A 26,954-nucleotide genomic window follows, 5' to 3' on the forward strand; every position below is an offset into this window, starting at 1 on the left:
TTGCGGCAGATTGCCGCGGAGAATCGAAGGAGACGAGAGCCGATGACGAGACCAGCCAGCGCCAGCCTCGCCGCCATTGCCCTGCTGCTCGCAGTGGCGGCGGTGGCCGCACCGCAGCCCCCGTTCGGACGCATGGACGTATTCGAGCTGGAGTGGGCTTCCGATCCGCAGATATCCCCCGACGGCGAACATATCGTCTACGTCCGCAACGGCATGGACATCATGACCGATGAGCCCGTCGGCCGGCTCTGGCTCGCGGCCTCCGACAGCAACCGGCACGAGCCGCTGACCGGCGACGACCGCGACGAGTCGGGCGCGGTCTGGTCCCCGGACGGCACGCGGATCGCCTACGTCGCCGAGGCCGGTGACGACGGGGCCGAGATCTTCGTCTACTGGCTGGAATCCGGCAAGCGCGCGAGTCTGACGCAGCTGGAGACGAGCCCGTCCGGGCTGAGCTGGTCGCCGGACGGTGGATGGCTCGCCTTCTCCATGCGAGTTCCGGCCGAGCCGCCGTCACTGGTGGAGCTGCCGTCGAAGCCCGAAGGCGCCGAGTGGGCGGAGACGCCGCGGGTGACGACACGGGGGACATACGAGAGCGATGGCAGCGGTTACCTGGAGCCGGGTTTCCATCATTACTTCGTGCTGCCCGCCGACGGCGGCACACCCCGGCAGGTGACCTCCGGCGCCTTCCATCACACGGGCACGCCGCAGTGGACGCCCGACGGCGACTCGCTGGTGTTCTCCGCCAACCGCAATCCGGACTGGGAGCTGGATTTCGTGGAGTCCGACGTCTATCGGGTGGACATGGCGAACGGCGAGATCACCCGGCTCACGGACCGTGATGGCCCGGATACCGAGCCCGTGATCTCGCCGGACGGCAGCCTGATCGCCTGGCGGGGCTATGACGACAAGGTCCAGACCTATCAGGTGGACAGGCTCTACGTAATGGAGATCGACGGCGGCGGCAAGCGCGAGCTGTTGCCGGAGCTCGATCGCAGCGTCTCCGGGCTTGCGTGGAACCGGGAGGGCGACGGCCTGTACTTCCAGTACGCCGATCAGGGCGTGACCCGGATCGGGTTCACCACCCTCGGCGGCAAGTTCCGGGTGATGGCGGAGAATGTCGGCGGCACGGTCATCGGCCGCCCCTACCTCCGGGGCTCGTTCTCCGTTTCCGGGGACGGCCGGATTGCCTACACACGCGCCACCGCCCACCGCCCGGCCGACGTCGCCGTGGTCTCCTGGCTGGGCGGTGCGCCCGCTGCTGTCACCGACCTGAATGCCGATGCGCTGGGCGGCCGGTCGCTGGGCCGGGTGGAAGAGTTCCGTTATCCGTCCACACTGGACATGCGGGAGATCCAGGGCTGGCTGGTGAAGCCGCCCGGCTACGACGCCGAGCGGGACTATCCGCTGCTGGTCGAAATCCACGGCGGACCCATCTCCCACTACGGTCCGGTGTTCTCCCCCGAGATCCAGCTCTACGCCGCGGCGGGCTACGTGGTGTTCTACCCGAATCCAAGGGGCAGCACGGGCTACGGCGAGGAGTTCGGCAACCTGCTGTACCACGACTATCCCGGCGGCGATTACCAGGACATCATGGACGGCGTCGATGCCCTCGTCGAAGCCGGCATCGCCTCCGAGGACAGCCTCTACGTCACCGGTGGCAGCGCGGGCGGCATCATGACGGCCTGGATCGTCGGCAAGACCGACCGTTTCCGGGCCGCCGCGGTGATCAAGCCGGTGATGAACTGGATCAGCAAGACGCTGACCGCCGACAATTACTACAAGTACGCCGACTATCGTTATCCCGGCCAGCCCTGGGAGAGCATAGAGGAGTACATGAAGTACTCGCCGGTTTCGCTGGTGGGCGAGATCGAGACCCCGACGCTGGTGATGGTGGGCACCGCCGACCTGCGCACGCCATTGTCCGAGGCGAAACAACTCTACAGCGCGCTGAAAATCCGCGGCATCGACACGGCACTGGTGGAGATACCGGGCGCGGCCCACAACATCGCGCGTCGGCCGAGCCAGCTCATCGCGAAGGTGGACCACATCCTCGCCTGGCTGCAGAGGTATCCGCCGGAATGAAGACGATTTCGGGACCCGGGATTGCCGGCGCAGTGATGATTGCGGTGTCTATGCTGGTCGGCTGCGCGAGTGCGCAGCCGGACCTGGGCATGGCCGTGGAAGATTTTGATCAGGCCTGCTTCCGGTCGGATCGGGCGCGCGGCAAGCTCGTCTTCGCCGAGCGCAACCGGGAGGTCTATTACTGCGATCTCTGGGACACACACTACATCTTCGAGGACGGCATCCTGGTGAGCATCGAGCAGAATCTGCCGTCCGGGGCGGACTAGGGCGGCCGGGCAATGGAGTGGCCCCGGGTCGGCATCGTGGTTTTCGATGACGTGGAGGTGCTGGACTTCTGCGGTCCGTTCGAAGTTTTCTCCGCGGTCCGGCTGAAGGAGGGCGCGGGGCGCGAGGCACCGTGTCCGTTCGACGTGGGCCTGGTCGCCGAGACGGGCGCGCCGGTCACCACGACGGGCGGCATGACGGTGACGCCGCGCTGGTCCCTCGACGATTGTCCGGCACTCGATCTGCTGCTGGTCCCGGGTGGCTGGGGCGTGCGCCGGCAACTGGAGAACCCGCCCCTGCTGGACTGGCTGCGCGAACGCAGCGGCGAAGTAGAGCGCCTCTGCTCGGTCTGCACCGGCTCCCTGCTGCTCGGCGCGGCCGGCCTGCTGGACGGGAGCCGCGCGACCACGCACTGGCGCTCGCTGGACTGGATGGCGGAGATGCTGCCTGCCGTGGAGGTGGTGCGTGACAGGCACTTCGTCCGGGACGGCAGCGTCTGGACCTCGGCCGGCATCTCGGCCGGTATCGACATGTCTCTGCGGATCGTCGCCGACATCCATGGAGAGGACATCGCCCGGGCGACGGCGCGCTACATGGAGTACCCCTGGCCGGGATCCGACGCGCGGCGTATATCGATGCCCGGCTAGGCGAAGTCGCGGACGAGGGCGCGCATGCGTTGCCTCGTCTTTTTGTCCGGGAGCGCGCCGAAGCCGGCGCCGATGTTGTCCACGGCATGCCGCGGGTTGGCCGTTTCGGTCAGCACGCAGGTTACCGCCGGGTGGGAGAGGATGAACTTGAGCGAGAACTGCGCCCAGCTGTCGCAGTCGAACTCGGCCGCCCACGGCGGCAGTTTTCTGCCGCGCACCAGCCGGAACCACTCGCCGTTGATGAACGGGCGATTGACGACGACGGCGGTGCCGCGTTCCAGCGCCATCGGCAGGACGCGTTCCGCGGCTTCCGGCTCCATCAGGGAATAGTTCACCTGCAGGACGTCCACGGTGCCGGTGTCCATGAGCTCCATCATGGCCGGGTAGTACTCTCTGCGGTGGCGGGCGACGCCGATATGCCGGGTCAGGCCCTCGTCTTTCCAGCGCCGGAACGTCTGCCAGTTCGGCACCGCGGTCTCGGGATAGGCGTGCATGAGGTCCAGCGTCGGTTTGCCGGTCATCGCCAGCAGGCGTGCCGCCTCGTCGCGCGCCGCCGGTTCGTCGCCGACGTCGAAATAGGTGCCGAGGAAGACGCGATCGCCGATCTCACGCTCGCCCACGACATCGGCCACGACAAAGCGGCTGTCGCCGGAGCAGTCGATGTAGCGCGATCCGTAGCGCTGGAACATCTTCATGACGTCCCAGGAGGCGTCCCGGTTGCCGCTGCGGAAAGCGTTCGAGTTGCCCATGCCGATGATCGGCAGTGACTCGCCCGTGTGCGGAATCGGCCGGGTTGGCAGTTGCTTGTGCTCGGCCACCAGCGTCGGCAGCGGTGCCGTCGCAGCGAACGCCGCAGCGCCGCCGTATTTCAAAAACTGCCGTCGCGTAGCCATGAGGTGCCGGACCGAACTTATGCAAGTTTCGCAACTTTTCAGACTTCCGGTCCGACTGCAAGTCGGAAATTCCGCAGGATGAGCCCGGTGGCGGTCAGGGCAGCTCGGCACGGTCCCGGGCGAGCACCACACCGGACTGCGAGGCCATCGATTCGTAATAGCGGACGAACCGCCGGGTCTCGAGCGCGTCGTACGGTGCCAGATTCCGGGCCCACCGGTATGAGATGGGCTGATACCAGAGCGCAGCCTCGACGGTGAACGGACCCTCGGCTCCTTGCGTATCCACGCGATAACGCACCACGTCGCCCCCTCCGGCGAAGTCCGCGTCACCCGCGGCGCGACCCCGTACCGCAATGTCCTCGCCCGCCGTGGTTTTGTCGAAGCCGGTCGGGAGCAGCCGGTTGTCCTTCGTGTAATGGGTGGCGGTCAGCAGCCCCGTCGTCACCCGTCCATCGGGATCGGCGAGCATTCCCTCGTAGATCTGGACTTCCGAGGGATCGTCGAGGATGTCGTGATGAGGCTCGTGCCGGCGCGGGTCTTCGTCGTTGTCGTTGCCGGCGATGGAGCCGTCGCTGCGCAGCCGGCCGGACTCGAAGACGACGTTGCCGTCACCGTCGGTGACGGTCACATGCAGCCACGCCCGGCGTGACGGGTAGGCGGAAGGCAGTTTGTGCCCCGCCTTGTTGCGGATGCGGATCACGGCCTCGAGCGACGTCCCGGTCCGGCGCACCGCACTCGCCTCGACCTCCGCGGATGCACTCTGCAGATGCTCGACGGTGCGGCGTGCCGCCTCTTCCAGATCGCGGGGCGCCGCCGTCACGCCGAGTTCGCCGCGATAGCGGTTCAGCATCCGCATCATGAAGAAGTTGCCGCCGCGGAAGACGTGCTTCGAGACCGCCTCGCGCGGCTCACCCAGTACCGCACTGACCGGTGTCTCGCCCTCGACGACGGGCATGTGGCAGCTCTGGCAGGTCTCGCGGCCGGGGTAGTCGCTGTGTTCCCACTCCAGGTACGGCATCTGCTCCGGTAGCGTGGCGATGATCTCGCCGTCCTCGCCGCGGCTGTGGGTGTACAGGGTATGGCAGCTGCCGCACAGTCCGGAGTCCTGAATGTGGCCGCCCTCGCCGGGTTTGAACAGGGAGGCCGAGTTCATGACGTGTTTTCGGCCCTCGGTGACCTCGAACGGCCCGAAGATCTGGCGTCGACCCTTCGCCGAATCCTCGTCGATGGTGAAGCCCGCTGTAAAGCTCGCGGCCGTACCGAGTCCGTCCGGCAGGATCTGGTGGCACATGGCGCAGGAAACCCCCTCGTGCGCCAGCGCGGTTTCGCCGTCGGCGCCCGGCGCGACGGGCAGGTGAGCGAAGACCTGCCCCTTGCGCTCCGCGAACTTCGCCTCGTAACGGGCCATCGGCATGTGACAGGCGGAACACTCGTCCTGGACCTCGGCGCTGGCCTCCGGGTGATCCATGATCTCCCGGCGCACCGCCGCCTGCCAGTAGGGATCCCGCGCGGAGTTCGCCATCATCGAGGCGCTCCAGTCGTCGCCGATGGAGATATCCCGCCCGTCCGCAGTCACAAGGCCGTTGTGGCAGGCAATGCAGTTGTCGCTGGTCGCGAACAGGTGGGTAACCACCCCCTGGGCCGCGGCAAGGCCGGGGACGGCGATGGTCAGCACGATGATGATCTGCGCGATCCGCGCGAGAGAACCGGGGCAACTTATCCGGGGCACAGTTTTCATCCTCACCAGCCGTCCGTGAGCCCGCCATCGAAAAAGTCCCACAGCACGTACAGCCGCACGACCGGATCCCGGTCGCCGGTGTTGTTCAGCGGCAGCCGCACGCCGACACCGAGGCGGACGTGCTGGCGCCGGTTGAGCGTGACCTGGACCTGGGGCACCGCATCCCACTCGGTGTCTGCGTCGCCGACCAGCGCACGGCTGCCCAGCACCTCGATCATGGGCGCCCAGCGGCGTCCCCATCGGCCCTCGGTAATGGCCCGGCCGGCCGCCAGTCGCCAGAACGCCTCGTCGTCCGCCTCGTCATCCTCCAGCGGGAGTCCGAAACCCGCCTGGCCGTGGACGAAATAACCTCGCGGCAGGAGCTGGCCCACGAGCAACATCGGCTCGACGATCACCGTCCCCGCGGAGGCACCGGCATCCTCGTCGCCGGTGGGCAGAACCACCTCGGTGGCGAAACTGACGATCGTCCCCCGGCCCAGGTCGTCGTAGACCACGCGCTTGTAGCCCAGCACGATGTCCCCGAGGACCGAGCGCCAGTCGCCCGTGCCCTCGCCGTCTGCCGTGCGCGACTCCCACCATACCGCCGGCACCGCGATCTCCACCTGATTGCGCGCGCCGATGCGCTTTTCGTAGATTGCTTCGATCGCCACGTTGCCCGGGTCCTCGGTCGCGACCGTGCTCTGCACGATGACCTCGTCTTCGGGGAATGCCTTTGTGGTGTATAGCGGCAGCGGCAGGTTCAGCTCGCCCCGCGGCCAGGCGTCACTCGTGCAGAAGCTCCGTATGTGGCCGACCGCCGCCTCCAGCTGCTGGTCGCTCAGCGCCTCGCCGAACGCCGGCATGATACGGGCGAAGGCACGCACCGGGCCGCCGTCGTGCGCGACCGCCACCCAGTCCGCGTCCGCCTCCCGGGTGGCGAAATTGCAATTGGTGAAATCGGGTGTCGGCACACCGAATCCCAGTTGCTCCTGCCTGACACCCGTGCCGTCGGCGCCGTGGCAGGCCGCGCAGGCCTCGGTGTAGATCCGCCTGCCGTCCCGCAGGCTGCCCGGGTCAGCCACACCGGGGGCGTGTGCATCGGCTCCGGCGCTATGGTCCGGAGGAGACGCTGGAGAGGAGGCCGCCGCCGCTGCCGCCATAAGTGCGACCGAGGTCAGTAGCAGGCCGTATCCCAAGCGTCCGATCATTGGCTTTCATTATGCTGATCCGGCCCTGGCCGGCATTGAATTTCCGCAATGTTCGCGGGCCCCGGGCCGCCTAGAGTATGCGCTGACTCGTCGTCAGCGACCCGGCCCCGAAATCACGGAGATAGCCTTGCCATGCAGTACTACCGCATCCCCGATACCGACCTGGAAGTGTCCCGCATCGCGCTCGGAACCTGGGCCATCGGCGGCTGGATGTGGGGCGGCACCGAGAAACGCCGCTCCATCGAGACGGTGCACGCCGCCCTAGAGCGCGGCGTCAACCTCATCGATACAGCGCCGGTCTACGGCTTCGGCACCTCCGAGCGCATCGTTGGCGAGGCACTGCGCGAATACGACGGAAACGAGCCTGTGTACGTCTCCACGAAGGTCGGCCTGGACTGGACCGAGGACGAGCGCATCTTCCGCAACGGCAGCCGCGACCGGGTGCGCCACGAGATCGACGCTTCCCTCGAGCGCCTGGGCCGGGACGCCATCGACATCCATTTCGTCCACTGGCCCGACTGCACACGGCCCGTCGCCGAGACGGCGCGGGCGATGCGCGAGCTACTCGAGGAGGGACTCATCCGGGCCGTCGGTGTCAGTAATTTCACCCCGGACCAGATCGATGCTTTCCGCGCCGAGTGTCCGGTGCACGTCTGTCAGCCGCCGTACAATATCTTCGAGCGGGGCATCGATACGAGCGTCAAGCCGTATTGCGAGCGCCGCGGCCTGCCGCTGATGACCTACGGCGCACTCTGCCGCGGCCTCCTGTCGGGCAAGATGTCCCGGGACCGGGATTTCGAGGGCGACGACCTACGCAATGCCGATCCCAAATTCGCCGACCCCCGGTTCGAGCGCTACCTGGCCGCGGTAGCGGATCTGGAAAGACTCGCCCGCCGAAAGACCGGCCGGTCACTCCTCGCGTTCAGCCTGCGCTGGGTGCTGGAGCAGCGTGTGCCGATCGCGATCTGGGGAGGCCGCAAGCCCTCTCAGATGGCGCCCATCGACGAGGTGTTCGACTGGTCGATGGATCTGGCGCTGCTCTCCTCGGTGGACAGCATCCTGAACGAGCACATCGATCATGCCGTGGGCCCGGAGTTCATGGCACCGCCGACCGGATTGGAATCTGATCACTAGGCGCTTGCCGGGCTCTCAGCCCAGCACGTAGCGCTGGAATGCGAGCAGGGCAGCGAACGCCAACACGACCGCGATGCCCGCGGTCGAGCCGGAGATGCGATCCAGCGCATCCGGTATGAGTTCCGAGAAGACCATCCAGATCATGGCGCCGGCGGCCAGGCCGAGGCCGACGGGAAGCCAGGGTTCGAAAGCGAGAACGAACAGAAAGGCGGGAACCGCCATGAGCGGCTGGGGCAGGCTGGTAAAGATGCTCCAGGCACCGGCCTTCCACACCGGCGTTCCCCGCGGTATCAGCACCAGGCTGATGGCGAGTCCCTCGGGTATGTTATGCACGGCGATCGCCGATGCGATGAATACACCGAGTGCTTCGCTGCCGCCGAAAGAGACGCCGACGCCCACGCCCTCGGCGAAGGAATGGGCCGTCATGATGCCGAGGATGAGCAGTGCCTTGCGGGCGTTCGCGCCTTTCAGTTCGGCGACGTCGACGTTGTCGCCCCGACCGGCCAGCAGCCGGTTGGCCGCAACCACGAGCAACAGCCCGAGCAGGATGCCGGCAATAGTGCGGCCGGGTGACGCGCCGAAGCCCTCGGCGATCAGCCCGTGACTGGCGGCCAGCATAAGGCCGGCGGCCGCGGCACTGGACACGCCGAGCCACCACCGGTTGACGCCGCTGACGAACAGGAACGGAAGGGCACCCAGGCCGGTGGCTGCGGCCGTGATGGCTGCCGCGGCGGCAACGGTCCAGACGTTGACGTCGATCATGCACCCAGCCTAACTGAAGATCGCCGGTGGCGCAGTGCGCGCGGCGGCACTGGCCGATGTTGCTCAGAGATGGCCGATCGCTTAATGGCTTGCTGCGGTCCCGGCGATAGTGAAAAGGTTGCAGGCGCTGCGGCAATCCTTGCAGTCGCGGGATCGGCGAGTCGGTGGTCGCCGTGCTGCCAGCGCCCCGAGCTTGTGGCATGGCTCTTGCAGCTCCACAGAGAGCAGCGGAGGAGTACGATGGCAATCGAAAGGAGCTTGGTAGCATGAGTGAAGGACAATCGCTGAAGGGCAAGAGAGTCGCCTTCCTCGCCACCGATGGGGTGGAGCAGGTGGAACTGACCCGTCCGTGGGAGGCGGTGCGGGAAGCCGGCGGGGACGCGGAACTCCTGGCACCGAAGAGCGGCAAGATCCAGGGATTCCGTCATCTCGACAAGGGCGATGTCTTCGATGTCGATCGCCCGGTCGGCGATGCCCGCGCGGAGGACTACGATGCACTGGTGCTGCCCGGCGGCGTCGCGAATCCGGATTCGCTGCGGCTGGACGAGGACGCGGTACAGTTGACGCGCGAATTCTTCCGCCTCGGCAAGCCCATCGCGGCCATCTGCCACGGCCCCTGGGTGCTGGTGGAAGCCGGCGTGGTAGACGGGCGAACCCTGACATCCTGGCCGAGCCTGCAGACCGATATCCGCAATGCCGGCGGACGCTGGGTGGATCAGGAGGTGGTCACTGACGACGGACTGATCACGAGCCGCAAGCCGGATGATCTGGATGCGTTTTGCGAGGCGCTGCTGGCCGGGTGGGCCGGGTGCCGGACCGAACTTTTGTGACTTATTGAACTTGTTGGCAGGCGGGCGGAGCTAAAATTCGGTGTCTGCAGGCACCACGGTCAAGGACGGCGCCGATAGTCATAATCTGCCGGGGAAGGCAGCCACTCCAGGCGTCGGTGCCACCCGGATGGTGCGGGCAGCGGGGTGACTGGGCCCGGTCCACACCAGACTACTGGCCGCCCCGACGAGGGTGATCGCCGACAAACGCACGACCGCCACGCTATTCGATGCGGACGCAAGCTCCATACCGATCCAAGGCCCTTCCGGGGGTCGGAAAGGGGCTGGTGACCTGCTACAGTCGCATCAAAAGGTTCCGGTTGTAACTAATAAGCTAGGTGCCGGACCGAACTTTTTGGACTTATGAAACTTATGCGCCATAGGGTGAGTGCAGATTCGCGCACGGCACAACAAGTTGGAAAAGTCACAAAAGTTCGGTCCGGCACCCCAAACACCGCAAAACACAAAAGGTCGAGGAGGCCAAATGTCGTTCAAGAAAGTCGCGGTACTGGGTATCGGCAAGGTGGGCAAGCTGGCGGCGCTGCTGCTGGAGGAGTCCGGTTTCGACGTGACCGGCCTCGACAGCCGTAAGCTCGACCTCGGCACCTCGTTCCCCATCATCCAGACCGATATGGGTGACACGGCCGGCCTCGCCGAGGTGCTCAAGCCCTACGAAGCCGTACTGTCCTGCCTGCCGTATGCCCTCAATACCGACGTGGCACGCGCCGCGCACAGCCTCGGCATGCACTACTTCGACCTCACCGAAGACGTGCCCACCACCGCGGCCATCCGCGAACTGAGCGAGACCTCGAAGGGCATCATGGCGCCCCAGTGCGGTCTCGCGCCCGGCTTCGTCGGCATCGTCGCCTCCCACCTCGCGCGTCAGTTCGACCGGGTCCGCTCCATCAAGATGCGTGTCGGTGCACTGCCACAGAATCCTACCGGCCTGCTCGGCTACAATTTCAACTGGTCGCCCGAAGGCGTGGTCAACGAATACCTGAACGATTGCGAGGTCATCGAGGAAGGTGTCCACAAGTGGGTCTCGCCGATGGAGTGGGTCGAAACCGTTTTCGTCAACGGCCGCAAGCTCGAGGCCTTCACCACCTCCGGCGGCCTTGGCACGATGTGCGAGACCTTCAAGGACCACGTCGAGAACCTCGACTACAAGACCATGCGCTATCCGGGGCATGTGGACCTGATGAACTTCTTCTTCCACGAGTTGCTCATGCGCGAGCGCCGTGACCTCGCCGGCGAAATTCTCACCAACGCCAAGCCGCCTGTGGACGAGGACGTGGTGCACGTCCACATCTCGGCCGAAGGCTGGAAGGACGACGAGCTCTCCCGCCGCGAGTTCGTGCGCTCCTACTACCCGCAGAAGGTCCGCGACGAACGCTTCACTGCGATCGCCTGGACGACGTCGGCATCCGTGACCGCCGTCATCGAGATGGTGCGCGACGGCAAACTGCCGCAGCAGGGATTCCTGAAGCAGGAAGACATTCCGGTGATGCCCTACCTGCAGACGCGTACGGGCGGCATGTTCGGCGAGAAGGTGTAGGCGTACCGGAAACACCCCACGGAACGCTACACTGGGTGTGTGGCAGCTTCGCGGACAAGGATTTGGTCGGCGGCCGTTCTGTGCATGGCCGTTCTCGCGGCCATGTTCGTTCTACCCGGGAACGACGGCGGCGGAAACGATGGCGCGGCCGACGACTCCGGCACGCTTCGTTCGGCTGCGGAACCTCGACGATCGTCTGAACCGCGCGGAGAAGCGGCGTTGCCTGCCGGCAACGAGCCACAGCTCCGCGAAGTCGCCACCGACCGTCACTTCGCCTGCGATCCGTCTCCGCACGACCTGCCGTCGGCGGAAAACATGGCCGCTCGTCTCGAGCGCCGCCAGCAGGAGTCCGAACGTCGTGCCAGGGCATTGGAGGGACCGGAAGACGTAGACCTTCGCCTCGCCGCCGCGTTGATCACGGAAAAACGCAGTCCAGCGCATCTGCAACGTCTGCTCTCGGCCCTCGCGCTCAATCCCGACCACCCGCTCATCCTGGAGCGGCTGCTCGATGCCTGCATCAACCGGCCCGATTCGCGTGTCTGCGAAGAGCAGGGCATTGTCGAGCGTGCGGCGGCGGCCGACGGCAGCAATGGGCAGATGTGGGGTGCCATCGCAGGCTACCACGCCAGCCGGGGCGATGAGGAAGACGCGCTCGAGGCACTCCGGCGCGCGGCCAGTGCGGGCGAGCACCGCGAGTATCTCATCGACTTCATCGGTGTGATCGAGCGGGCTCTCGCCGCAGTGGCGAGCGATCAGTCTTATGGCCAGCGGGTCATGGAGGCCATGGGGTGGTCGGCGTCGTTTTCGTCGCCCTGGCTGGCGGCCTACTACCAGTGTCGGGACCGGGTTGCCGATGATCTGCTTTGGCGGAATAGCTGCCGTGATTTCGCGCTGCGTCTGGAGGCGGGCAGCCGCACCCTCATGGGCCGCGGCCTCGGCATTGGCATGCAGGCAATGATCGCTGAAGGGATCGGTGACGAAGAGACACTGGCGGCGGTGAATGATCGTCGGGAGGCGCTCGATACCTGGCGTGAAGAGCACCTGACCACCGACGGCGAGATCGTACTGACTCGCGACGAGCGGGTGCTGCGCCGCTACATCGACGAATGGCGATCGCATGGCGAGATCGCGGCGATTGCCTACGTCAGGGAGGAGGTCGAACGCCTGAAACGGATTCCCGGGTATGACCCCTGCGCTCTCGAGCTGCCCTAACTCTCCGAATAACTTTCAAAAGTTGCAAAAGTTCGGTCCGGCACCCGTCTACCCCCGTCTACCAGGTGTCGACGTAGCGCCTGCCGCCCTCGTCCACCCGCGGCGGCAGCCGCGCCAGCATCCCGGCCAGTTCCCGGCGGGTGTCGGCCGGGTCGATGACGGCGTCGATCTCCAGGTGCGCGGCCGCTTCGGTGGCCTTGCCCGCCTCGTACATCTGCTTCACCAGCTTGTCGAACAGCGCCTCGCGTTCGGCGTGGTCTTCCACCGCCTCGAGTTCCTTCCGGTAGCCCAGCTGTACGGCGCCCTCCAGGCCCATGCCGCCGAACTCGCCGGTCGGCCAGGACGCGGTCCAGACCGGTGCGGCCAGGCTGCCGCCGGCCATCGCCATGGCGCCCAGACCGTAGCCCTTGCGCAGTACCACGGCCAGGATCGGCACCGTAATGCTCGCGCCCACCACGAACAGCCGTGACATGCGGCGCACCGCCGCTTCCCGCTCGCTGTCCGGACCCACCATGAAGCCCGGCGTGTCGATGAGGGAGAGCACCGGCAGATCCCAGGCGTCGCAGAGCTGCAGGAAGCGTGCGGTCTTCTCGGCGGCTTGCGCGGTGATGGCGCCGCCGAGCTGCCGGCAGTCGTTCGCGATCAGCCCGACCGGCCGTCCCTCGATGCGCAGGAAGCCCGTGATGACCGGGGCGCCATAGCGCCGGCGCAGCTCGATGAAGCTCCCCGTATCGCCGAGGGTCTCGATAACGTCACGTACCGGATACACCCAGCGCCGGTCGGCGGGGATGAGATCGCGCATCGCGGTCTGGTCCGCGCATTCCCGGTCGCCGGTGCGGCCCTGGTACAACGCCAGCAGACGACGCGCGATTTCCGTCGCGTGGGCTTCGTCGTCGGCGACGATATCGACGACGCCGTTGCCTTCCTGTACCTCCACCGGCCCGATCTCGGTGGGTGCGTGCTTGCCCAGGCCGCCGCCCTCGATCATGGCGGGCCCGGCCATGCCGATCCACGAACTTTTCGTGGCAATGGTGACGTCGGCGGAACCGAACAGCGCCGCGTTGCCCGCAAAGCAATAACCGTTGTTGATGGCGATACGCGGCACCAGCCCGGACAGGCGCCCCCAGGTGCGGAAGGACGACAGATTCAGTCCGGCGATCTGGGTCGTGACGTCGGTGTCGCCGGGCCGCCCGCCGCCGCCCTCGGTGTACATCACCACCGGCAGCTCCCACTGCTCGGCCAGCTCGAAGATCCGGTCGAGCTTGCGGTGGTGGAAGTAGCCCTGGGTGCCCGCCAGCACGCTGTAGTCATAGACCACGACGGCCGCCCGGGCGTTCTCGCGGCCGAATAACTCCGCATTGATGGTCCCGGTGCCGGTGATGACGGCATCCGCGGGCGTGTTCTCCTCCAGGTCCGCGATGTCCCGGCGGCTGCGCTGGGCGGCGACCGCCAGCTGGCCGTATTCGGTGAAGGAACCGGTGTCGACCAGGTCGTCGAGATTCTCCCGCGCGGTCCGGTAGCCCTTCGCATGGCGCTTCTCGACCATCGCGGGCCGATTACGGTCGAGGGTTTTTGCGAGCCGCTCGGCGAGCGCCTCGGTCCTTTCGTCGGTCACGGCGATTCAGTCCTGATCGGCGCCGCGCACGGTGAGCACCGGGCATTCGGCGTGACGGACCACGCCCTCGGCGGTGCTGCCGATCAGCAGGTGCCTCAGGCCGCTGCGCCCGTGGGTGGACATCACGATCATCGCGGCACCGGTTTCCTTCGCATAGCCGGTGATCTCGTCCACCGGACGGCCCTCCAGCACCCTGGCTACGGGCGGATTCGTGAAGCCGGTGAGTTTGTCTCTCGTGAACTCGTCCAGCTGCGCCTGGGCCTGGGCCACCAGTTCTTCCACCGTGGGCACCGCCGTCGGCACCTCCATGGAGGTGTAGACGATCGGCGGCTCCACCACGGTGATGCAATGCAGCTCACCGCCGAGCTGTTCGGTCATCTTGTGCGCCCAGTGCAGGGCGGTGACCGACGTCTCGGAGAAATCGGTGGGAAATACGATCGTTGTCCTGCTGGCCATGGTGTGAACTCCTCCGGGGCGGCTGGCGTTCCCTGTTCACCCTCATGCTAGACAGGGAGCGGCGGGTTTTCCATCGTGGCAATGCGCGGCGGGCCTGCCAGACGGCCCCGCCGGGGAATCTTTCTCCCGCATTGCCGGCGGCGCGGTTTTCCCCCGCGGCCGCGTCTCAGTCCGGCCTGCCGAGGACGCGCAGGCGCGAGAACAGGAGCGGCAGCAGCGACAGGTTGGCCACGAGCGCGACGACCATCGCCAGGCCCGTGAGCAGCCCGAAATAGATGGTGGGTACGAAATTCGACAGCGCGAGGATGGAGAAGCCCAGCATGATGGTGATGGAGGTGTAGTACATCGCGTGGCCGATGCTGCGATGGCAGCGCTCGATGGTGGCGTCGTAGTCGCCGTCCTTCGCGAACTCCTCCTGGAAGCGGTACACGTAGTGGATGGTGTCGTCCACGCCGATGCCGATGGCGATGGCCGCGATGGTGATGGTCATGATGTCGAGCGGCACGCCCATCGCGCTCATGAGTGCCAGGACGGCGCTGGCGGCGACCACGTTCGGCACGAGTGCGACGACGGCGACGGCCAGCGAACGGAACGACAGCCAGAACATCAGCACCACGGCCACCGTCACCACCCCGGCGGACTTGATCTGGGAGCCCAGCAGACTCTGCAGCACGTTGTTGTAGAGCACCATCAGCCCGGTGAGATGCACGCGCTCCTCGCCCAGGCCGAGATCCTCGGCGAGATAGCGGCGGATCGACTCCAGCAGTTCGTCGCGCTCCAGCGTCTCGCTGGTCTCGTAGACGCGCGCGGCGATGCGCATCTGGTGACCCTCGACGGCCAGGTAGGGCTCGAACAGGACCTCCTTCACGTCCTCCGGCAGGCGCTTGTAGATGACCGAGAGCTGGAAGTTGTCGAGCTCTTCCTCGCCCATGACCTGGCGGATGACCTCCAGCGTGGTGGAGAGCGACAGTACCTTGCCGATGTCCGGTCGGGACTCGAGATGCTCGTGGGCCTCGCGCACGAGATCGCTGCGGGTGGCGTTGTACCAGTAGCTGCGCGCTGCCAGGCCCGGCTCGCCGGGCAGCTCAAGCTCGTCCGCCTGTTTCTGCTCGTCCTCCTGGTCGGAGACGAACGCGGGGTCTGCGTCCAGGATGACATCCAGGGGCGTGGTGCCGCCGAGGCGCTCGTCGATCACCTTCATGCCCTGGTAGATGGCCGTGCTCTGCTTGAAGTAATCGATGAAGCGGTTGTCCACGCTGAGCTGCAGCACGCCGGCCGTGCTCGCGACGGCGATCAGCGCGTATCCGGCCAGCGTTGCCCGGGGCGCCGAGCCGATCAGCCGCGAGAAGAATCCCGTGATGCGGTTGGTGAAGTCGCCGCTCTCGGGCGTGTCGCCCGGCGAGAGCAGTATCAGCGCGGCCGGCAGGATCAGGAAGGTGAGCACGAAGGCCATGGCCATGCCGATCACCATCATCCAGCCGAAGTCGATGACCGGGCGGATGTCGCTCACCACAAGGGAGCCGAACGCCACCATGGTGGTGAGCGCCGTATAGAGCGCCGGATAGAACTTGTTACGCACCGTCTCGCGAACCAGTTCCCTCTGGCCGGCGTCCGGCTTTTCGCGGTGCAGCTCCCGGTGGCGCACCACCAGGTGCACGTTCAGCGAGAGCGTCAGTATCAGCATCAACGAGACGAAGTTGGACGATACCACCGTGACCGGCCATTGCACGAGGCCGAGAAAGCCGATCATGCCGAGCACGGTCGCGGCGCAGGTCGCCAGCGGCAGCACCACCCAGCGCGGGCGGCGGAAGATCAGGGCGAGGAGGGCGATCAGCGCCACGGCGAGGCCGATGCCGAACACGATCAGGTCGCGGCGGATGAAGTCCACCAGGTCGGCGGCGATCATCGGCAGCCCGCCCAGGTGCAGCTCGGTGCCGTCGCGGTAGTCCTCGACGATGCCGCGCACGGTCGCGATGGTGCGCTGCAGTTCGGCCTGCTGGGACTCGCGGCGCTCGCGGATGCGCTGCTCCACGCCGGCGAGCGCGGCGGACTCCTCGGCCGTCAGATCCCGCTCGAGACGGATCTCGCGCAGATCGGCGCGCCGGTTCAGCAGTTCCGTGTAGGCCTCGTCCTGCTCCAGATTGACCTGCAGCGCGGTGGTACCGCCGTCCGGGCTCATCAGACGGTTGCGGTAGAGAGGGCTGGTGGTCAGCTCCTCGCGGGCGAGTTCGCGGTCGACCTGCGCAGACAGCAGGGTCGGCGCGCCGTCCGCGAGTTCCCTGGGGCCGAGCGGCGGGCTCTGCAGCAGCGGCACGTCGAGGATGGAGACCACGGAAGCCACGCCCGGGGCGCCCTCGAGTTCGTTCCGGAGCTTGCCGAGATCATCGAGTACTGCGTCGGAGAAGAGATCCCCGGACGGCGTATACGTGAGGATGAGGAAGTCGTCGGAGCCGTAACGGGCGCGGATGGCACGGTAGTAGCGGATGCCGGTATCGCTCTCCAGCAGGAGCGAATCGCTGGAGGTGTCGAGCGCGAAGTCCGGCGCACGGCTGGCGAGCAGGCCGACGGCGAGGACCGTGACCAACAACGTGATTACGGGTCGCCCGAGGACCAGAGAATCGTACAGAGACAGTGCCGCTTTACGCATCCGCGCCCGCCGTCAGGGCTGCTCGCCTCATCGCTCCCGCCTCCCTGCGCCGGTGGCGTCTCGTCGGGTTCCTTCCCATCGCATCGGCACCAGTATAGAGGGTTTGCGGAGCCAGCCACAGCCGCATTGCCGGCGTCAGATTCTGCATGCCGAGGGTGCAGATTCTGCACGTGTCGGTGCGTCAGCGCGGCGCCAACCCGGGCGCAAAGCGGCTCGTGGGCGCCTGCCGCCGCCCGGGCGCAACGGCATGGATCTTGCTCCTCTCCGGGTGAGGACGAGATGCGACAACCGAAAGGAGATCGAAGCATGTCAGTAGTGAAAGTCACCGAGATCATGTCCGATTCGAAGGAAAGCTTCGAAGACGCCATCAACGACGGCATCGCGCGGGCGAGCAAGACCGTACACAACATCCAGTCGGCCTGGATCAAGGAACAGAAGGTCGTAGTGAAGAACGACAAAGTCGCCGAGTACCGCGTGGCCATGAAGGTCAGCTTCCTCGTGGACGACAAATAACCGGACGCGTCCAGTGACTGAGAAACGCATCACCGGGACGGACGACGGCGCGCTGCGCGAGATCGCCGCGGACCGCGGCGAGATGCCTCACGTGACCGTCGTCGTCCCGTCGACGTCGCTGCCGTCGGAGCGGCAGACAAACGAGATACGGCTGAAGAACGCCATCGCCGAAGCGGATGCCCAGCTCCGGACCCTGGGCCTGGACGATCGGCGTCGCGCCGCCGTGCTGGGCCCGCTGATCGAGGCGAGGGACGGCGGCACATTCTGGCCCGAGGAGCCGCTGGACGGCGGTCTGGCCGCATACACCAAGGGCAGTGGCCTGAACCGGATCGCGCTGCCGCAGCGGCCGCGGGAGCTGACCGTGGTGGGCTGGCGTTTCCACCTGAAACCGGTACTGGAGGCGCAGGGCCTGACCGGCCCTTTCTCGCTGCTCGCCATTAGCCAGAACGACGTGCGACTGTTCGCGGGCGACCATGGCGACCATCGAGGCCTGAGGCCGCTGGATCTCGCAGGCCGGGCTCCGCGTTCGCTGGAGGAGTCCGCGGGACACGATCTGACCGAGCCCAACCTGCAGCACCACGCGGGCCATCGCGGCAGTGCAGAGGCCATCTACCACAGCCACGGCGGAGGCAAGGACGACGTGACGCCGGAACTGAAGCGCTTTCTGCGCGAGGTCGACCGGGCGGTGCAGGATCTCCTGCCGGCCCGTGAATCACCGCTGGTGCTGGCCGGCGTGGAGTCGCTGCTCGCGCTCTATCGGCAGGTGAGCGACCTGCCGGGCATACTGGAGGACGAGTTGCACGGCAATGTGGAGCACCTCTCCACCGCGGAACTGCACGAACGCGCCAGGGAACTGGTGGAGCGCCGCCACATGCAGGACGACCGGGAGGCCGCAGCGGTCCTCGCCGATGCGGTGGGCAGCGGCAGCGCGACCGACAGCACCGACGAAGCTCTGCTCGCCGCGCTGGAAGGCCGTGTCAGCGAGATCGTCGTCGCCGGCGACCGGGAAGACTGGGGTTACGTCGACGAAGGCGCCCACGAAGTACGCCACCGGGACGAACTGCCGAGAGAGGATCTCCTCGACCGTGCGGCCGTCGAGACCTGGCTGCACGGCGGCCGCGTGCGGGTGCTGCCGGCGGAAGACCTGCCCGGCGAGCGACTGGTCTACGCTTCCCTCCGCTACTGACCCCCGCGTAGGAGGGCCTTCAGGCCCGATCTTTTCCGACCGGCTCCCCTTCTCTTATGGCCGCCCTGCGGGGGTATCCATCTTGCTCCCGACAAAAGGTCGCGGCGATGGGTACCCCCGCATGACGGCCGCCTCGCGGTGGCGTGACGGAGCTGACAGTCAGGAGCGCCTGCTGATTGGTGCCAAGCCTCTCGGCTACGGGCCCGTTAGCGGGTGGGTGAGGGTTGCGGTGTCGTCCTTGATGCAGCGGAGGCATCGATGGGCATGCAGGAGGGGCTTTAGCCCCGATCAGCGCTCGGCCAGCTCAGGCGAAGATCGGGCCTAAAGGNAGCGCCTGCTGATTGGTGCCAAGCCTCTCGGCTACGGGCCCGTTAGCGGGTGGGTGAGGGTTGCGGTGTCGTCCTTGATGCAGCGGAGGCATCGATGGGCATGCAGGAGGGGCTTTAGCCCCGATCAGCGCTCGGCCAGCTCAGGCGAAGATCGGGCCTAAAGGCCCTCCCACATGAGCGTCCCCGCAACCCATATCCGTCCGATGGCGTGCCAACGGCAAGAGGAGGTGATACCGGCCAGCCTCTTATGGCCGCCCTGCGGGGGTATCCATCTTGCTCCCGACAAAAGGTCGCGGCGATGGGTACCCCCGCATGACGGCCGCCTCGCGGTGGCGTGACGGAGCTGACAGTCAGGAGCGCCTGCTGATTGGTGCCAAGCCTCTCGGCTACGGGCCCGTTAGCGGGTGGGTGAGGGTTGCGGTGTCGTCCTTGATGCAGCGGAGGCATCGATGGGCATGCAGGAGGGGCTTTAGCCCCGATCAGCGCTCGGCCAGCTCAGGCGAAGATCGGGCCTAAAGGACCTCCCACATGAGCGTCCCCGCAACCCATATCCGTCCGATGGCGTGCCAACGGCAAGAGGAGGTGATACCGGCCAGCAAGAGTGGCATCGGGCCTGAAGGCCCTCCTACGATTGGGCGTAGAATGTGACCCCGGAGCGGCGGCCGCGCCGTTGGCACTGCGCCAGAGCACGGGAGGAAGGGCATGACGATCGGGCCGCGGGTGTGTTTGCTGTTGCTGGTGGCCTCGGCCGCTTTCCTTCCCGCGGCCGCGGCGATCGCCGCCCCGGCCTGGGTGCCGCAGGACCTGAGGGACTGGGTGCCCTGGGCGACCCGGGGCAGCGAGTACCGGGAGTGTCCGTTCCTGCTCGGCACGCGCGCACAGGCCGAGTCCGATTTCCGCTGCGCGTGGCCCGGCACGCTCCGGCTGGAGGTGGACGGCCGCGGTGCCCGCTTCGAGCAAGCCTGGGAGGTCTCTGCCGCCGAGCAGTGGGTGGCGCTGCCGGGAGACGCCGAGCACTGGCCCGCTGCCGTCGAGGTCGACGGCCGTCCTGCCACCGTATTCGAGCACGATGCCCGTCCGGCGCTGCGGCTCGTGCCCGGCCGCTACCGCGTGGCGGGGCGCTTCGACTGGCAGGGCCGGCCGCGCACGCTGGCGATACCGACGGAGACCGGCCTGCTGGCGCTGACCGTCGACGGCGAGGCCGTCCTGCGGCCACGGCGTGACGACGGCACCCTGTTCCTGGCACGGGATGAGGGCGTGTCGCCGCGCGAGGATGCGCTCGGCATCCAGGTATATCGGCTCGTCGAGGACGCGGTGCCGACGCGGCTGACCACGCGCCTGCAGCTGGAGGCTGCCGGTCGGGTACGGGAAGTGACCCTGGAACCGGTGCTGCCACCCGGTTTCGTGCGCCAGTCGCTGGCCGCCCCGATGCCCGCGCGCCTGGATCCGGACGGCACGCTCACACTGCAGATCCGCCCGGGGCGCTGGACGGTGGAGCTGGTCGGGCGGGCCGACACTCTGGTGGAAGAGATCCCCCGGCCGTCCGGCGGCAGTGCCTGGCCCGGTACGGAGATATGGAGTTACCGGGCCGACGAGCGCCTGCGCATCGCGGTACCCGCGGGCATGACCACCGTGGATCCGGGACAGGCCGGCGTGCCCGCCCCCTGGGGTGCGCTGCCGGCGTTCGCGATCGGCGGCGGCGATGTCTTCACGCTGGAGCAGCGCCGCCGGGGCGGGCTGTCCGGCGACAATGCGCTCACCGTAGAACGCCAGCTTTGGCTCGACTTCGATGGCCAGGGTTTCACCGCCCTGGATCAGGTGCGCGGCACGATGCAGCGGGACTGGCGCCTGAATATGGGGGCGCCGTGGCAGCTCCTCGGCGCCCGCGACGGTCGAGGTGACGCCCTGCTGGTCACCCACGCTCCGGACGGCGAGGCGCGCGGAGTCGAGTGGCGGGAACGCGACGTCTCTCTGCAGGCGCTCAGCCGGCTGCCCGGGGCGGTCGACGTCCCGGTCACCGGCTGGTTGCAGCGGCTGGCGAGTCTGAATGCGACGGTCCACCTGCCGCCGGGCTATCGGCTGGGTGCCGCCCTCGGCGCCGACAGCGCGCCCGGCGCCTGGCTGAGCCGCTGGAGACTCCTCGATCTGTTCGTGGTGCTGCTGGCGGCCGCGGCCGCGGGCAAGCTCTACGGCCGCGCGGCAGGTGCCGTGGCCCTGGTCACGCTGGTGCTCATCCACCAGGACCTGCCCGTCTTCTCCTGGCTGCTTCTGAACCTGCTCGCCGCGGTTGCGCTGGCCCGGGCGGCGCCGGAGGGTCGGCTGCGCCAGCTCGCCCGCTGGTACCGTCACGGCAGTATGGCGGCGCTCGCGCTCCTGTTCGTGCCGTTCGCCGTGAACCAGATCCGCTACACCCTGTATCCCCAGCTCGAGGCGTCCGCGGCCTACGCGCCGGCGAGGTTGCCGACGGCTGCGCCGGCCCAGGCAATGATGGAGATGAAGCGGGCGGCGGAGTCGCGAGCAGCCGCCGACGCGCTCAGGGCAACCGGCCAGGCTGTCGACCAGGTGGCTGCCGGCGAGCCGCCGGTCGCTGTGCCGCCGCGACCGGCGGCCGAGCAGCGCTATGCACCGGGTGCGCGGGTCCAGACCGGGCCGGGCATCCCGGAGTGGCGCTGGAACACCTACCCGCTGCGCTGGAGCGGACCGGTGGAGCCGGGACAGACGATGCGCCTGGTGATCCTGCCCCGCTGGACCGTGGCGCTGTGGCGTGTGCTCATGCTGGGTCTCGGACTGGCCGTGCTGTGGTGGGTGGGGCGTGACACGATCGTGGCCCTGCGGAAGCTGCGGCTGCCGGTCGGCGGAAGCGCGGCCGCGGCCTTGCCGCTGGCGATACTGGCCCTGATGCTGGCCGCATCGATGCCGGGCCATCTGTACGCCGAGACGCCATCGCCCGTATTACTGGAGGAGCTGCGCCAGCGGCTGCTGGCAGCGCCGGAGTGTGTGCCGGATTGTGCCGTGATCGACTCGGCCGGCGTGGTGGCGACCGGCGACCGGCTCGAGATACTGCTGGTCATCAACGCGCTGGAGGCCGTCGCCGTGCCGGTGCCGGGCTCGGAACAGGGCTGGCTGCCCGGGCGCGTGACCGTCGACGGGCAGTCGCCCGGCCGGCTGCTGCGGCATCCGGACGGCACCTTGTGGCTGGCCGTGGCAGCGGGTGCGCATCGTATCGCGCTCGGCGGCCGGCTGCCGGATACCGAACGGGTCGAGATTGCATTCCCGCTGGTGCCGAAACGTCTCAGCGTGCAGGCCAGTGGATGGAGCGTTGCCGGGCTGCGCGGCGAGCGGCTCGTGGCGGATGCCCTCGAGCTGCGCCGCGACCGGCCGGCGGAGGAGGCCGCGGCGCCGGCCCTGGAAGGCGGGCGATTCCCCGATTACCTGCAGGTCGCGCGCACCGTCACGCTGGGTCTCGACTGGTCGGTCACCACCCGCGTCACACGGGTGGCTCCTGCGGAAGGGGCCATCAACGCGCAGATTCCGCTGCTGCCGGGCGAGTCGGTGGTCAGCGACGGGATTGCGGTGGAAGGCGGACGCGTACAGTTGGCCCTCGGCAGCGGTCAGGACGGCCTCGTCTGGCGTTCCTCGCTGGCCCGATCAGAGTCGCTGACCCTGCGCGCGCCCGCGGACGCCCCCTGGAGCGAACGCTGGCAGTTCCGGGTGGGCAGTCCGTGGCACGCGACCCTGGACGGCGTGCCCGTCTACGAGACCGGCGACCACGTCTGGCAACCCGTGTTCCTGCCGCTGCCCGGCGAGGCGCTGACGGTGGAGATCAGCCGGCCGGATGCCGTCGACGGCGCGCTACTGGCCGTGGACCGGGTGTCGATGCGTACCCGCTACGGCGCCCGGTCTGCGGAGACGACGCTGGAGTTCGACTATCGCTCGTCGCTGGGCGGCCCCCACGTCATCACGCTGCCGGAAGGGGCGGAGGTGACCCGCCTGCAGCAGGACGGCAGCGAGTTGCCGGTTCCCGGGCCCGGTGACGCGGTGCGCATTCCCACTCTCCCCGGCAGTCATGCCGTGCAGATGTCCTGGCGCCAGGACGTCGCGATGGACCGTCGCGCGGAGATTCCGGCGGTCGATCTCGCGGTGCCGGTCTCGAATATCTCCGTCAGCGCCGAGATGCCGCGCAACCGCTGGCTGCTGGGTACGAGCGGTCCGATCGTGGGGCCGGCCGTGCTCTATTGGCCGGCGCTGGCGGCGCTGGTGCTCGTCGCGGCGGCGCTGGGCCGCACCCGCCTGACGCCGCTGAGGACTCATCACTGGTTCCTGCTGGGTCTCGGCTTCAGCACATTCGCCTGGCCGACCTATGCGCTGGTCGCAGGCTGGCTGCTGGCGATGGGCTGGCGGGAGCGCTGGTCCGACGATGTCGCCGACAACGAATTCCGGGCCAAGCAGGCGGCCGTTGGTGTCCTCTCGGTGGCCGCGCTCGCCGCGCTCGTGCTGAGCATCCCGATCGGACTGCTGGGGCCGCCCGACATGCACATCATGGGCAACGGTTCGTTCGGGAACCAGATGAACTGGTTCCAGGACCGCAGCGACGGTGCGCTGCCCGCGGCGGGTATTTTTTCTCTGCCGCTGTGGATCTACAAGGTCGCCATATTGCTGTGGGCGCTGTGGCTGGCGTTCGCCCTCATCCGCTGGCTGCCGTGGGCCTGGCGGGCATTCAGCCGGGGCGGCATCTGGCGCGGCCGCGTAAAAACGTAGGAGGGCCTTCAGGCCCGATCCGGCCAGCTTCGACGGCGCGCTCTATTGCCGTTGGCCCATCATCGGGTGGACAAGGGTTGCGGGGACGCTCAGTCGGACGTCCTGTCCTCCCTCGCTTCGGCCGGGCCTCCTTCCCGCCGTCCTGGCTCCAGTCGGCCCGGACGACCCCGCAACCCTTGTCCACCAGCTGACGGGCCCTTAGCCGAGAGGTTTGGCACCAGTCAGCAGGCGCCGCTGACTGGCGGATCCTCTCGGCCATCGCAGGGCGGCCACGGAAGAACGACGTTGGTACGTCGCCTTCAGCCCGATCCGATCGCGCGAAGTCAAAGTCTGTCAGAAGCGGTAGGTCAGGCCTGCCGCGAAGCTGCGGCCCGCGCCCGGCAGCCGCTCTCCCACCGGGATGTCGGAGCCGCCGGCACGGTTCAGGCCGGTGAGGTGGTCGCGGTACTCCCGGTCCATCAGGTTCTCCACGGCCGCCTCCAGCGTTAGCGACGGCAGGGGCGCCCAGCCGAAGGCCAGGTTCACCAGCGCATAGCCCGCCGTCTCCGTCTCGCCGTTGTAGGCCGCCACCCGATCCTGGCGCCGGTAGGCCACCAGTTCGCCACGCAGCGTATAGCGCTGCCGCCGGTAGTCGAGGGCCACCGTGACGTTGTCAGGTGCCAGGCGGTAGAGGTCGTCGTCCAGGTCCCGGCGCTCGCCGCGGACCACGCTCGCGGCGCCGTCGATGGCGAGGTTCGCCGTGATGCCGTAGCGCCAGGCCACGTCGAAGCCGTACAGCTCGGCGTCCACGTTGTCGAACTGCAGGGCCGGCGCGTCGGACATCATCGAGGCGATCATGTTGGCGGTCATGTCCGTCGCCGGGACGCCCTGGATGTAGTCGTCCACGCGGCGATAGTAGAAGCGGGGCGAGACACTCAGGCGGCCGGCGCTCCAGTCCAGACCGGCGTTGATCTCGTTGGAGCGCTCCGCATCCAGCCGCAGGTTGCCGATGTAGGTGCGGCCGTCAGCCAGGCCGCCGGTGGCCTGCAGCGGCAGCCACAGATACAGCTCCTGGTAGGACGGCGCCCGGGTGCGGGAACCGACTTCCAGCACCGCCGCGAGATCGGCTGTCAGATCGCGGCGGTAGCCGGCGACGACGTCGACATTGCCGAAGTCGAGGCTCCGCTCGGCCGCGTTGAAGCGGTCCGCGAGTTCGCCGACCGCCGGTGCCATCATGCCCATCAGGCCGTTCGCGGAGACATCGCCGGCGTCCGTGGAGACCGTGTTGTAACGGACCCCCAGTTCCCATTCGCCGGCGCCCGCCGTCCCCTGCCACTCGGCATACGCACCGACGAGGTCGCGCTCGACGTCCGCGAAGTTGTCGATGCGGAAAGCCGCGTTGTTCGGGTTGGTGATGACGGCATTGTGGGTGGCGAACCGACCGTCGATGCCGAAGGCCAGTTCTGTGCCGGCGAGCGGCAGGCGGGCGCCGACAGAGAAGCTGGTGCCGCGGCCGGTCGTGTGGTTGCGCCGCTGCGCCGCCGGCGGCGGTGCCGCGCGGAGGCTGTAATTGTCCATGAGGTGGTCCACGTCGTTGTAGCCCGCCTCGGCCTCCAGCGTCAGCGTGCCGATGCGATGGTTGGCGGAGACGCCGTAGAGATCCGTGTCGATGTAGCGGATGTCCATGGGCAGCGACGGGGTGCCGGTCTCGCTCGTGTCCAGCCGTCCCGCGAAGGCCATGGCCTCGGTCGCTTCGCCGCGCCAGGCGTAGCTCACATCGTGGCGGTCCCGGTTCAGCGCTGAGGGGCGGATGGTGCCGGCGGGCGTGTCGATGTCGTCGGCACGGTCGATCTCGGAGACCGCGGACAGCCGGTGATGCGCATTCGCAACGGTCAGCCGGGCCGCCGAGGTACTGGTATTGCCGTTGTCCTCGTAGCGGCTGGCGATCCAGCCGTCGGGCGCGAACGCGGGCGACTCCGCGAACGCGCCGCGGTCGATGCGCGCATCGATGTGGCCGCCCGGGCCTTCGGCCACGGCGGCGACCCCCGGGATGCCGCGATCCACATGCAGCGATTCCGTGATCATCGGCGAGGCGTAGGAGAGCGGGGCGTCCATGGCATTGGGTCCGCCGCCGATGGGGCAGATACCGTCGAGACTGACGGCCACCCGGTCCCCGTACAGGCCGCGGAACTGGGCGATGCCGCTCAGCCTGCCGTTGGTGTTGACGTCGGCGCCGGGTGCGCCGCGCAGCAGTTGCGCGGTGTCGACGGCCATCACCGGGCCGGCTGAGACGACGGTCTCGTCCAGCCCGATGCGGTGCGCGGTCACGAGGATCTCCTCGATATGGCGTTCGTCATCCGCCTCTGATCCGGGCAAGGGTTCGGCCGCATGGGCGATGGTGGCGGCCCATGACGCGGCCAGGCAGACGGCCAGCGCCGTCCGCCCGCAACAAATCGGTTTCATTGTCTGGCTCCGTGTCGTGCAGCGACGAGCATCGGTGGCTAACCGGCGCTCGCTCAGAAAAGGGCATTCAGGTCGCTGCGGGAACCGGTGGGCCGCGGGAGCGGTATTGATGGACACGCGCCGTCGCCGGGTGCCGCGGCGCGGGAACGGCAATCGCGGGCGCCGGCAGGACCGGCACGGCCGGTCCGGCGGAGACGGGCAGGGCGGCCGCCGCGATCAGGTGTGCGATGGGACACTGCTCGGCGGAATAGACGTGGCCGCCGTTGCCACCGTTGCCACCGTCCCCGGCGTCGTGGTGACCGTGATGGCCGTGATGATGGTGGGCGGCGTGCTCGCCGGCGAGTCGCGTTAGGGCGCCGTCCGGCAGCCCGCTCGGGCACACCTGCAACGGGAAGCCGGCACCGATGGCCGCCGGCATGAACCCGGCCGGGATAATGGCCCGCAGCAGCAGCGTGGCTGCGAGGGCGAGGAAGATGTGCGGCCGGAGGATTCGCCTCATCCCCGAATTATAATGTAGTAGGGCCTTCAGGCCCGATTGTTATTGGGAATCGGGGCTAAAAGGAACCTCTATTAACCCCGTTTCGGATTCGTCGGTTGCTGTGATTGCGGAGATCGGGCGTTCGAGACGATAGATTGGCCCGGCCGGGTGGATAGTCGGGTCGTGATGAGCAAGGCTTCGGACCTCGTTAGTCTCGCCCGGAAGC

19 protein-coding genes are annotated in these 26,954 nt (G+C 67.8%); 10 read left to right on the forward strand and 9 right to left on the reverse strand.

Going from position 1 to position 26,954, the window contains the following annotated elements:
* The first annotated feature begins 42 nt into the window (after positions 1-42).
* From ACJMKX_RS16465 to ACJMKX_RS16475, 3 genes are read left to right on the forward strand one after another with little or no spacing between them, the layout of a single operon-like run.
* The gene (locus ACJMKX_RS16465; RefSeq protein ID WP_405227841.1) at positions 43-2,085 is read left to right on the forward strand and encodes a prolyl oligopeptidase family serine peptidase; all 2,043 of its coding nucleotides are present in this window, start codon (positions 43-45) and stop codon (positions 2,083-2,085) included.
* Between the two features lie 44 nt (positions 2,086-2,129).
* A complete protein-coding gene (locus tag ACJMKX_RS16470; RefSeq protein WP_405227843.1) occupies positions 2,130-2,351 on the forward strand; it encodes a hypothetical protein in 222 nt (73 codons plus the stop codon).
* 12 nt (positions 2,352-2,363) lie between these two features.
* Complete coding sequence (locus ACJMKX_RS16475; RefSeq protein ID WP_405227845.1) at positions 2,364-2,996, forward strand: DJ-1/PfpI family protein; 633 nt, start codon at positions 2,364-2,366, stop codon at positions 2,994-2,996.
* On the opposite strand, the gene ACJMKX_RS16480 is transcribed toward ACJMKX_RS16475, so the two are convergent.
* The 3 genes from ACJMKX_RS16480 to ACJMKX_RS16490 all read right to left on the reverse strand — a co-directional run bounded on the left by ACJMKX_RS16480 (position 2,993) and on the right by ACJMKX_RS16490 (position 6,688).
* Positions 2,993-3,889, reverse strand: coding sequence for an aldo/keto reductase (locus ACJMKX_RS16480; protein ID WP_405227847.1), 897 nt, complete (start codon positions 3,887-3,889; stop codon positions 2,993-2,995). The genes ACJMKX_RS16475 and ACJMKX_RS16480 overlap by 4 nt on opposite strands.
* A 94-nt stretch (positions 3,890-3,983) precedes the next feature.
* Positions 3,984-5,618, reverse strand: a complete 1,635-nt coding sequence (locus ACJMKX_RS16485) for a hypothetical protein (protein ID WP_405227849.1) — start codon at positions 5,616-5,618, stop codon at positions 3,984-3,986.
* Between the two features lie 11 nt (positions 5,619-5,629).
* A complete protein-coding gene (locus ACJMKX_RS16490) occupies positions 5,630-6,688 on the reverse strand; it encodes a c-type cytochrome (protein ID WP_405227851.1) in 1,059 nt (352 codons plus the stop codon).
* A 258-nt stretch (positions 6,689-6,946) separates the two neighbouring features.
* Here ACJMKX_RS16490 and ACJMKX_RS16495 point away from each other — a divergent pair, with 258 nt between their 5' ends.
* A complete protein-coding gene (locus tag ACJMKX_RS16495) occupies positions 6,947-7,948 on the forward strand; it encodes an aldo/keto reductase (RefSeq protein ID WP_405227852.1) in 1,002 nt (333 codons plus the stop codon).
* Positions 7,949-7,963: 15 nt separating this feature from the next.
* Here ACJMKX_RS16495 and ACJMKX_RS16500 read toward each other — a convergent pair whose 3' ends face one another.
* Positions 7,964-8,710 carry a ZIP family metal transporter gene (locus ACJMKX_RS16500; RefSeq protein ID WP_405227854.1) on the reverse strand — a complete coding sequence of 249 codons (747 nt, stop codon included), beginning with the start codon at positions 8,708-8,710 and terminating at the stop codon, positions 7,964-7,966.
* Between the two features lie 266 nt (positions 8,711-8,976).
* On the opposite strand from ACJMKX_RS16500, the gene ACJMKX_RS16505 reads away from it, so the two are divergent.
* The 3 genes from ACJMKX_RS16505 to ACJMKX_RS16515 all read left to right on the forward strand — a co-directional run bounded on the left by ACJMKX_RS16505 (position 8,977) and on the right by ACJMKX_RS16515 (position 12,304).
* Complete coding sequence (locus ACJMKX_RS16505) at positions 8,977-9,540, forward strand: type 1 glutamine amidotransferase domain-containing protein (RefSeq protein WP_405227856.1); 564 nt, start codon at positions 8,977-8,979, stop codon at positions 9,538-9,540.
* A 481-nt stretch (positions 9,541-10,021) separates the two neighbouring features.
* The gene (locus ACJMKX_RS16510; RefSeq protein ID WP_405227858.1) at positions 10,022-11,092 is read left to right on the forward strand and encodes a saccharopine dehydrogenase family protein; all 1,071 of its coding nucleotides are present in this window, start codon (positions 10,022-10,024) and stop codon (positions 11,090-11,092) included.
* 84 nt (positions 11,093-11,176) lie between these two features.
* Positions 11,177-12,304: a tetratricopeptide repeat protein gene (locus tag ACJMKX_RS16515; RefSeq protein ID WP_405227860.1), complete on the forward strand. Its 1,128-nt coding sequence runs from the start codon at positions 11,177-11,179 to the stop codon at positions 12,302-12,304.
* A gap of 58 nt (positions 12,305-12,362) precedes the next feature.
* On the opposite strand, the gene ACJMKX_RS16520 is transcribed toward ACJMKX_RS16515, so the two are convergent.
* The 3 genes from ACJMKX_RS16520 to ACJMKX_RS16530 all read right to left on the reverse strand — a co-directional run bounded on the left by ACJMKX_RS16520 (position 12,363) and on the right by ACJMKX_RS16530 (position 17,022).
* The gene (locus tag ACJMKX_RS16520) at positions 12,363-13,919 is read right to left on the reverse strand and encodes an acyl-CoA carboxylase subunit beta (protein ID WP_405227861.1); all 1,557 of its coding nucleotides are present in this window, start codon (positions 13,917-13,919) and stop codon (positions 12,363-12,365) included.
* A 6-nt stretch (positions 13,920-13,925) separates the two neighbouring features.
* On the reverse strand, positions 13,926-14,375 hold the full coding sequence (locus tag ACJMKX_RS16525) for a universal stress protein (protein ID WP_405227862.1): 450 nt from the start codon (positions 14,373-14,375) through the stop codon (positions 13,926-13,928).
* A 166-nt stretch (positions 14,376-14,541) separates the two neighbouring features.
* Positions 14,542-17,022 (reverse strand): efflux RND transporter permease subunit, encoded by a 2,481-nt coding sequence (locus tag ACJMKX_RS16530; RefSeq protein WP_405227863.1) that lies wholly within the window; start codon positions 17,020-17,022, stop codon positions 14,542-14,544.
* Between the two features lie 306 nt (positions 17,023-17,328).
* Here ACJMKX_RS16530 and ACJMKX_RS16535 point away from each other — a divergent pair, with 306 nt between their 5' ends.
* The 3 genes from ACJMKX_RS16535 to ACJMKX_RS16545 all read left to right on the forward strand — a co-directional run bounded on the left by ACJMKX_RS16535 (position 17,329) and on the right by ACJMKX_RS16545 (position 23,808).
* Positions 17,329-17,535: a dodecin family protein gene (locus ACJMKX_RS16535; protein ID WP_405227865.1), complete on the forward strand. Its 207-nt coding sequence runs from the start codon at positions 17,329-17,331 to the stop codon at positions 17,533-17,535.
* Between the two features lie 13 nt (positions 17,536-17,548).
* Entirely contained in the window at positions 17,549-18,721 is a 1,173-nt protein-coding gene (locus ACJMKX_RS16540; protein WP_405227867.1) for a baeRF7 domain-containing protein, read from the forward strand.
* A gap of 1,031 nt (positions 18,722-19,752) precedes the next feature.
* The gene (locus ACJMKX_RS16545) at positions 19,753-23,808 is read left to right on the forward strand and encodes a hypothetical protein (protein ID WP_405227869.1); all 4,056 of its coding nucleotides are present in this window, start codon (positions 19,753-19,755) and stop codon (positions 23,806-23,808) included.
* Positions 23,809-24,141: 333 nt separating this feature from the next.
* On the opposite strand, the gene ACJMKX_RS16550 is transcribed toward ACJMKX_RS16545, so the two are convergent.
* Complete coding sequence (locus tag ACJMKX_RS16550) at positions 24,142-26,250, reverse strand: TonB-dependent receptor (protein WP_405227871.1); 2,109 nt, start codon at positions 26,248-26,250, stop codon at positions 24,142-24,144.
* Between the two features lie 67 nt (positions 26,251-26,317).
* Positions 26,318-26,749, reverse strand: a complete 432-nt coding sequence (locus ACJMKX_RS16555; RefSeq protein ID WP_405227873.1) for a hypothetical protein — start codon at positions 26,747-26,749, stop codon at positions 26,318-26,320.
* Between the last annotated feature and the right edge of the window lie 205 nt (positions 26,750-26,954).

The sequence above is a fragment of the Lentisalinibacter sediminis genome (genome assembly GCF_040706615.1).
GTDB classification, from domain to species: Bacteria; Pseudomonadota; Gammaproteobacteria; order Steroidobacterales; family Woeseiaceae; genus Lentisalinibacter; species Lentisalinibacter sediminis.

Excerpts from the sequence above, each read along its gene's own strand:
- ACJMKX_RS16535 (WP_405227865.1), top strand. The coding sequence starts at position 17,329 with ATGTCAGTAGTGAAAGTCACCGAGATCATGTCCGATTCGAAGGAAAGC.
- ACJMKX_RS16475 (WP_405227845.1), top strand. The coding sequence starts at position 2,364 with ATGGAGTGGCCCCGGGTCGGCATCGTGGTTTTCGATGACGTGGAGGTG.
- ACJMKX_RS16480 (WP_405227847.1), bottom strand. The coding sequence starts at position 3,889 with ATGGCTACGCGACGGCAGTTTTTGAAATACGGCGGCGCTGCGGCGTTC.
- ACJMKX_RS16500 (WP_405227854.1), bottom strand. The coding sequence starts at position 8,710 with ATGATCGACGTCAACGTCTGGACCGTTGCCGCCGCGGCAGCCATCACG.
- ACJMKX_RS16555 (WP_405227873.1), bottom strand. The coding sequence starts at position 26,749 with ATGAGGCGAATCCTCCGGCCGCACATCTTCCTCGCCCTCGCAGCCACG.
- ACJMKX_RS16530 (WP_405227863.1), bottom strand. The coding sequence starts at position 17,022 with ATGCGTAAAGCGGCACTGTCTCTGTACGATTCTCTGGTCCTCGGGCGA.
- ACJMKX_RS16465 (WP_405227841.1), top strand. The coding sequence starts at position 43 with ATGACGAGACCAGCCAGCGCCAGCCTCGCCGCCATTGCCCTGCTGCTC.
- ACJMKX_RS16550 (WP_405227871.1), bottom strand. The coding sequence starts at position 26,250 with ATGAAACCGATTTGTTGCGGGCGGACGGCGCTGGCCGTCTGCCTGGCC.
- ACJMKX_RS16510 (WP_405227858.1), top strand. The coding sequence starts at position 10,022 with ATGTCGTTCAAGAAAGTCGCGGTACTGGGTATCGGCAAGGTGGGCAAG.
- ACJMKX_RS16545 (WP_405227869.1), top strand. The coding sequence starts at position 19,753 with ATGACGATCGGGCCGCGGGTGTGTTTGCTGTTGCTGGTGGCCTCGGCC.
- ACJMKX_RS16515 (WP_405227860.1), top strand. The coding sequence starts at position 11,177 with ATGGCCGTTCTCGCGGCCATGTTCGTTCTACCCGGGAACGACGGCGGC.
- ACJMKX_RS16495 (WP_405227852.1), top strand. The coding sequence starts at position 6,947 with ATGCAGTACTACCGCATCCCCGATACCGACCTGGAAGTGTCCCGCATC.
- ACJMKX_RS16505 (WP_405227856.1), top strand. The coding sequence starts at position 8,977 with ATGAGTGAAGGACAATCGCTGAAGGGCAAGAGAGTCGCCTTCCTCGCC.
- ACJMKX_RS16525 (WP_405227862.1), bottom strand. The coding sequence starts at position 14,375 with ATGGCCAGCAGGACAACGATCGTATTTCCCACCGATTTCTCCGAGACG.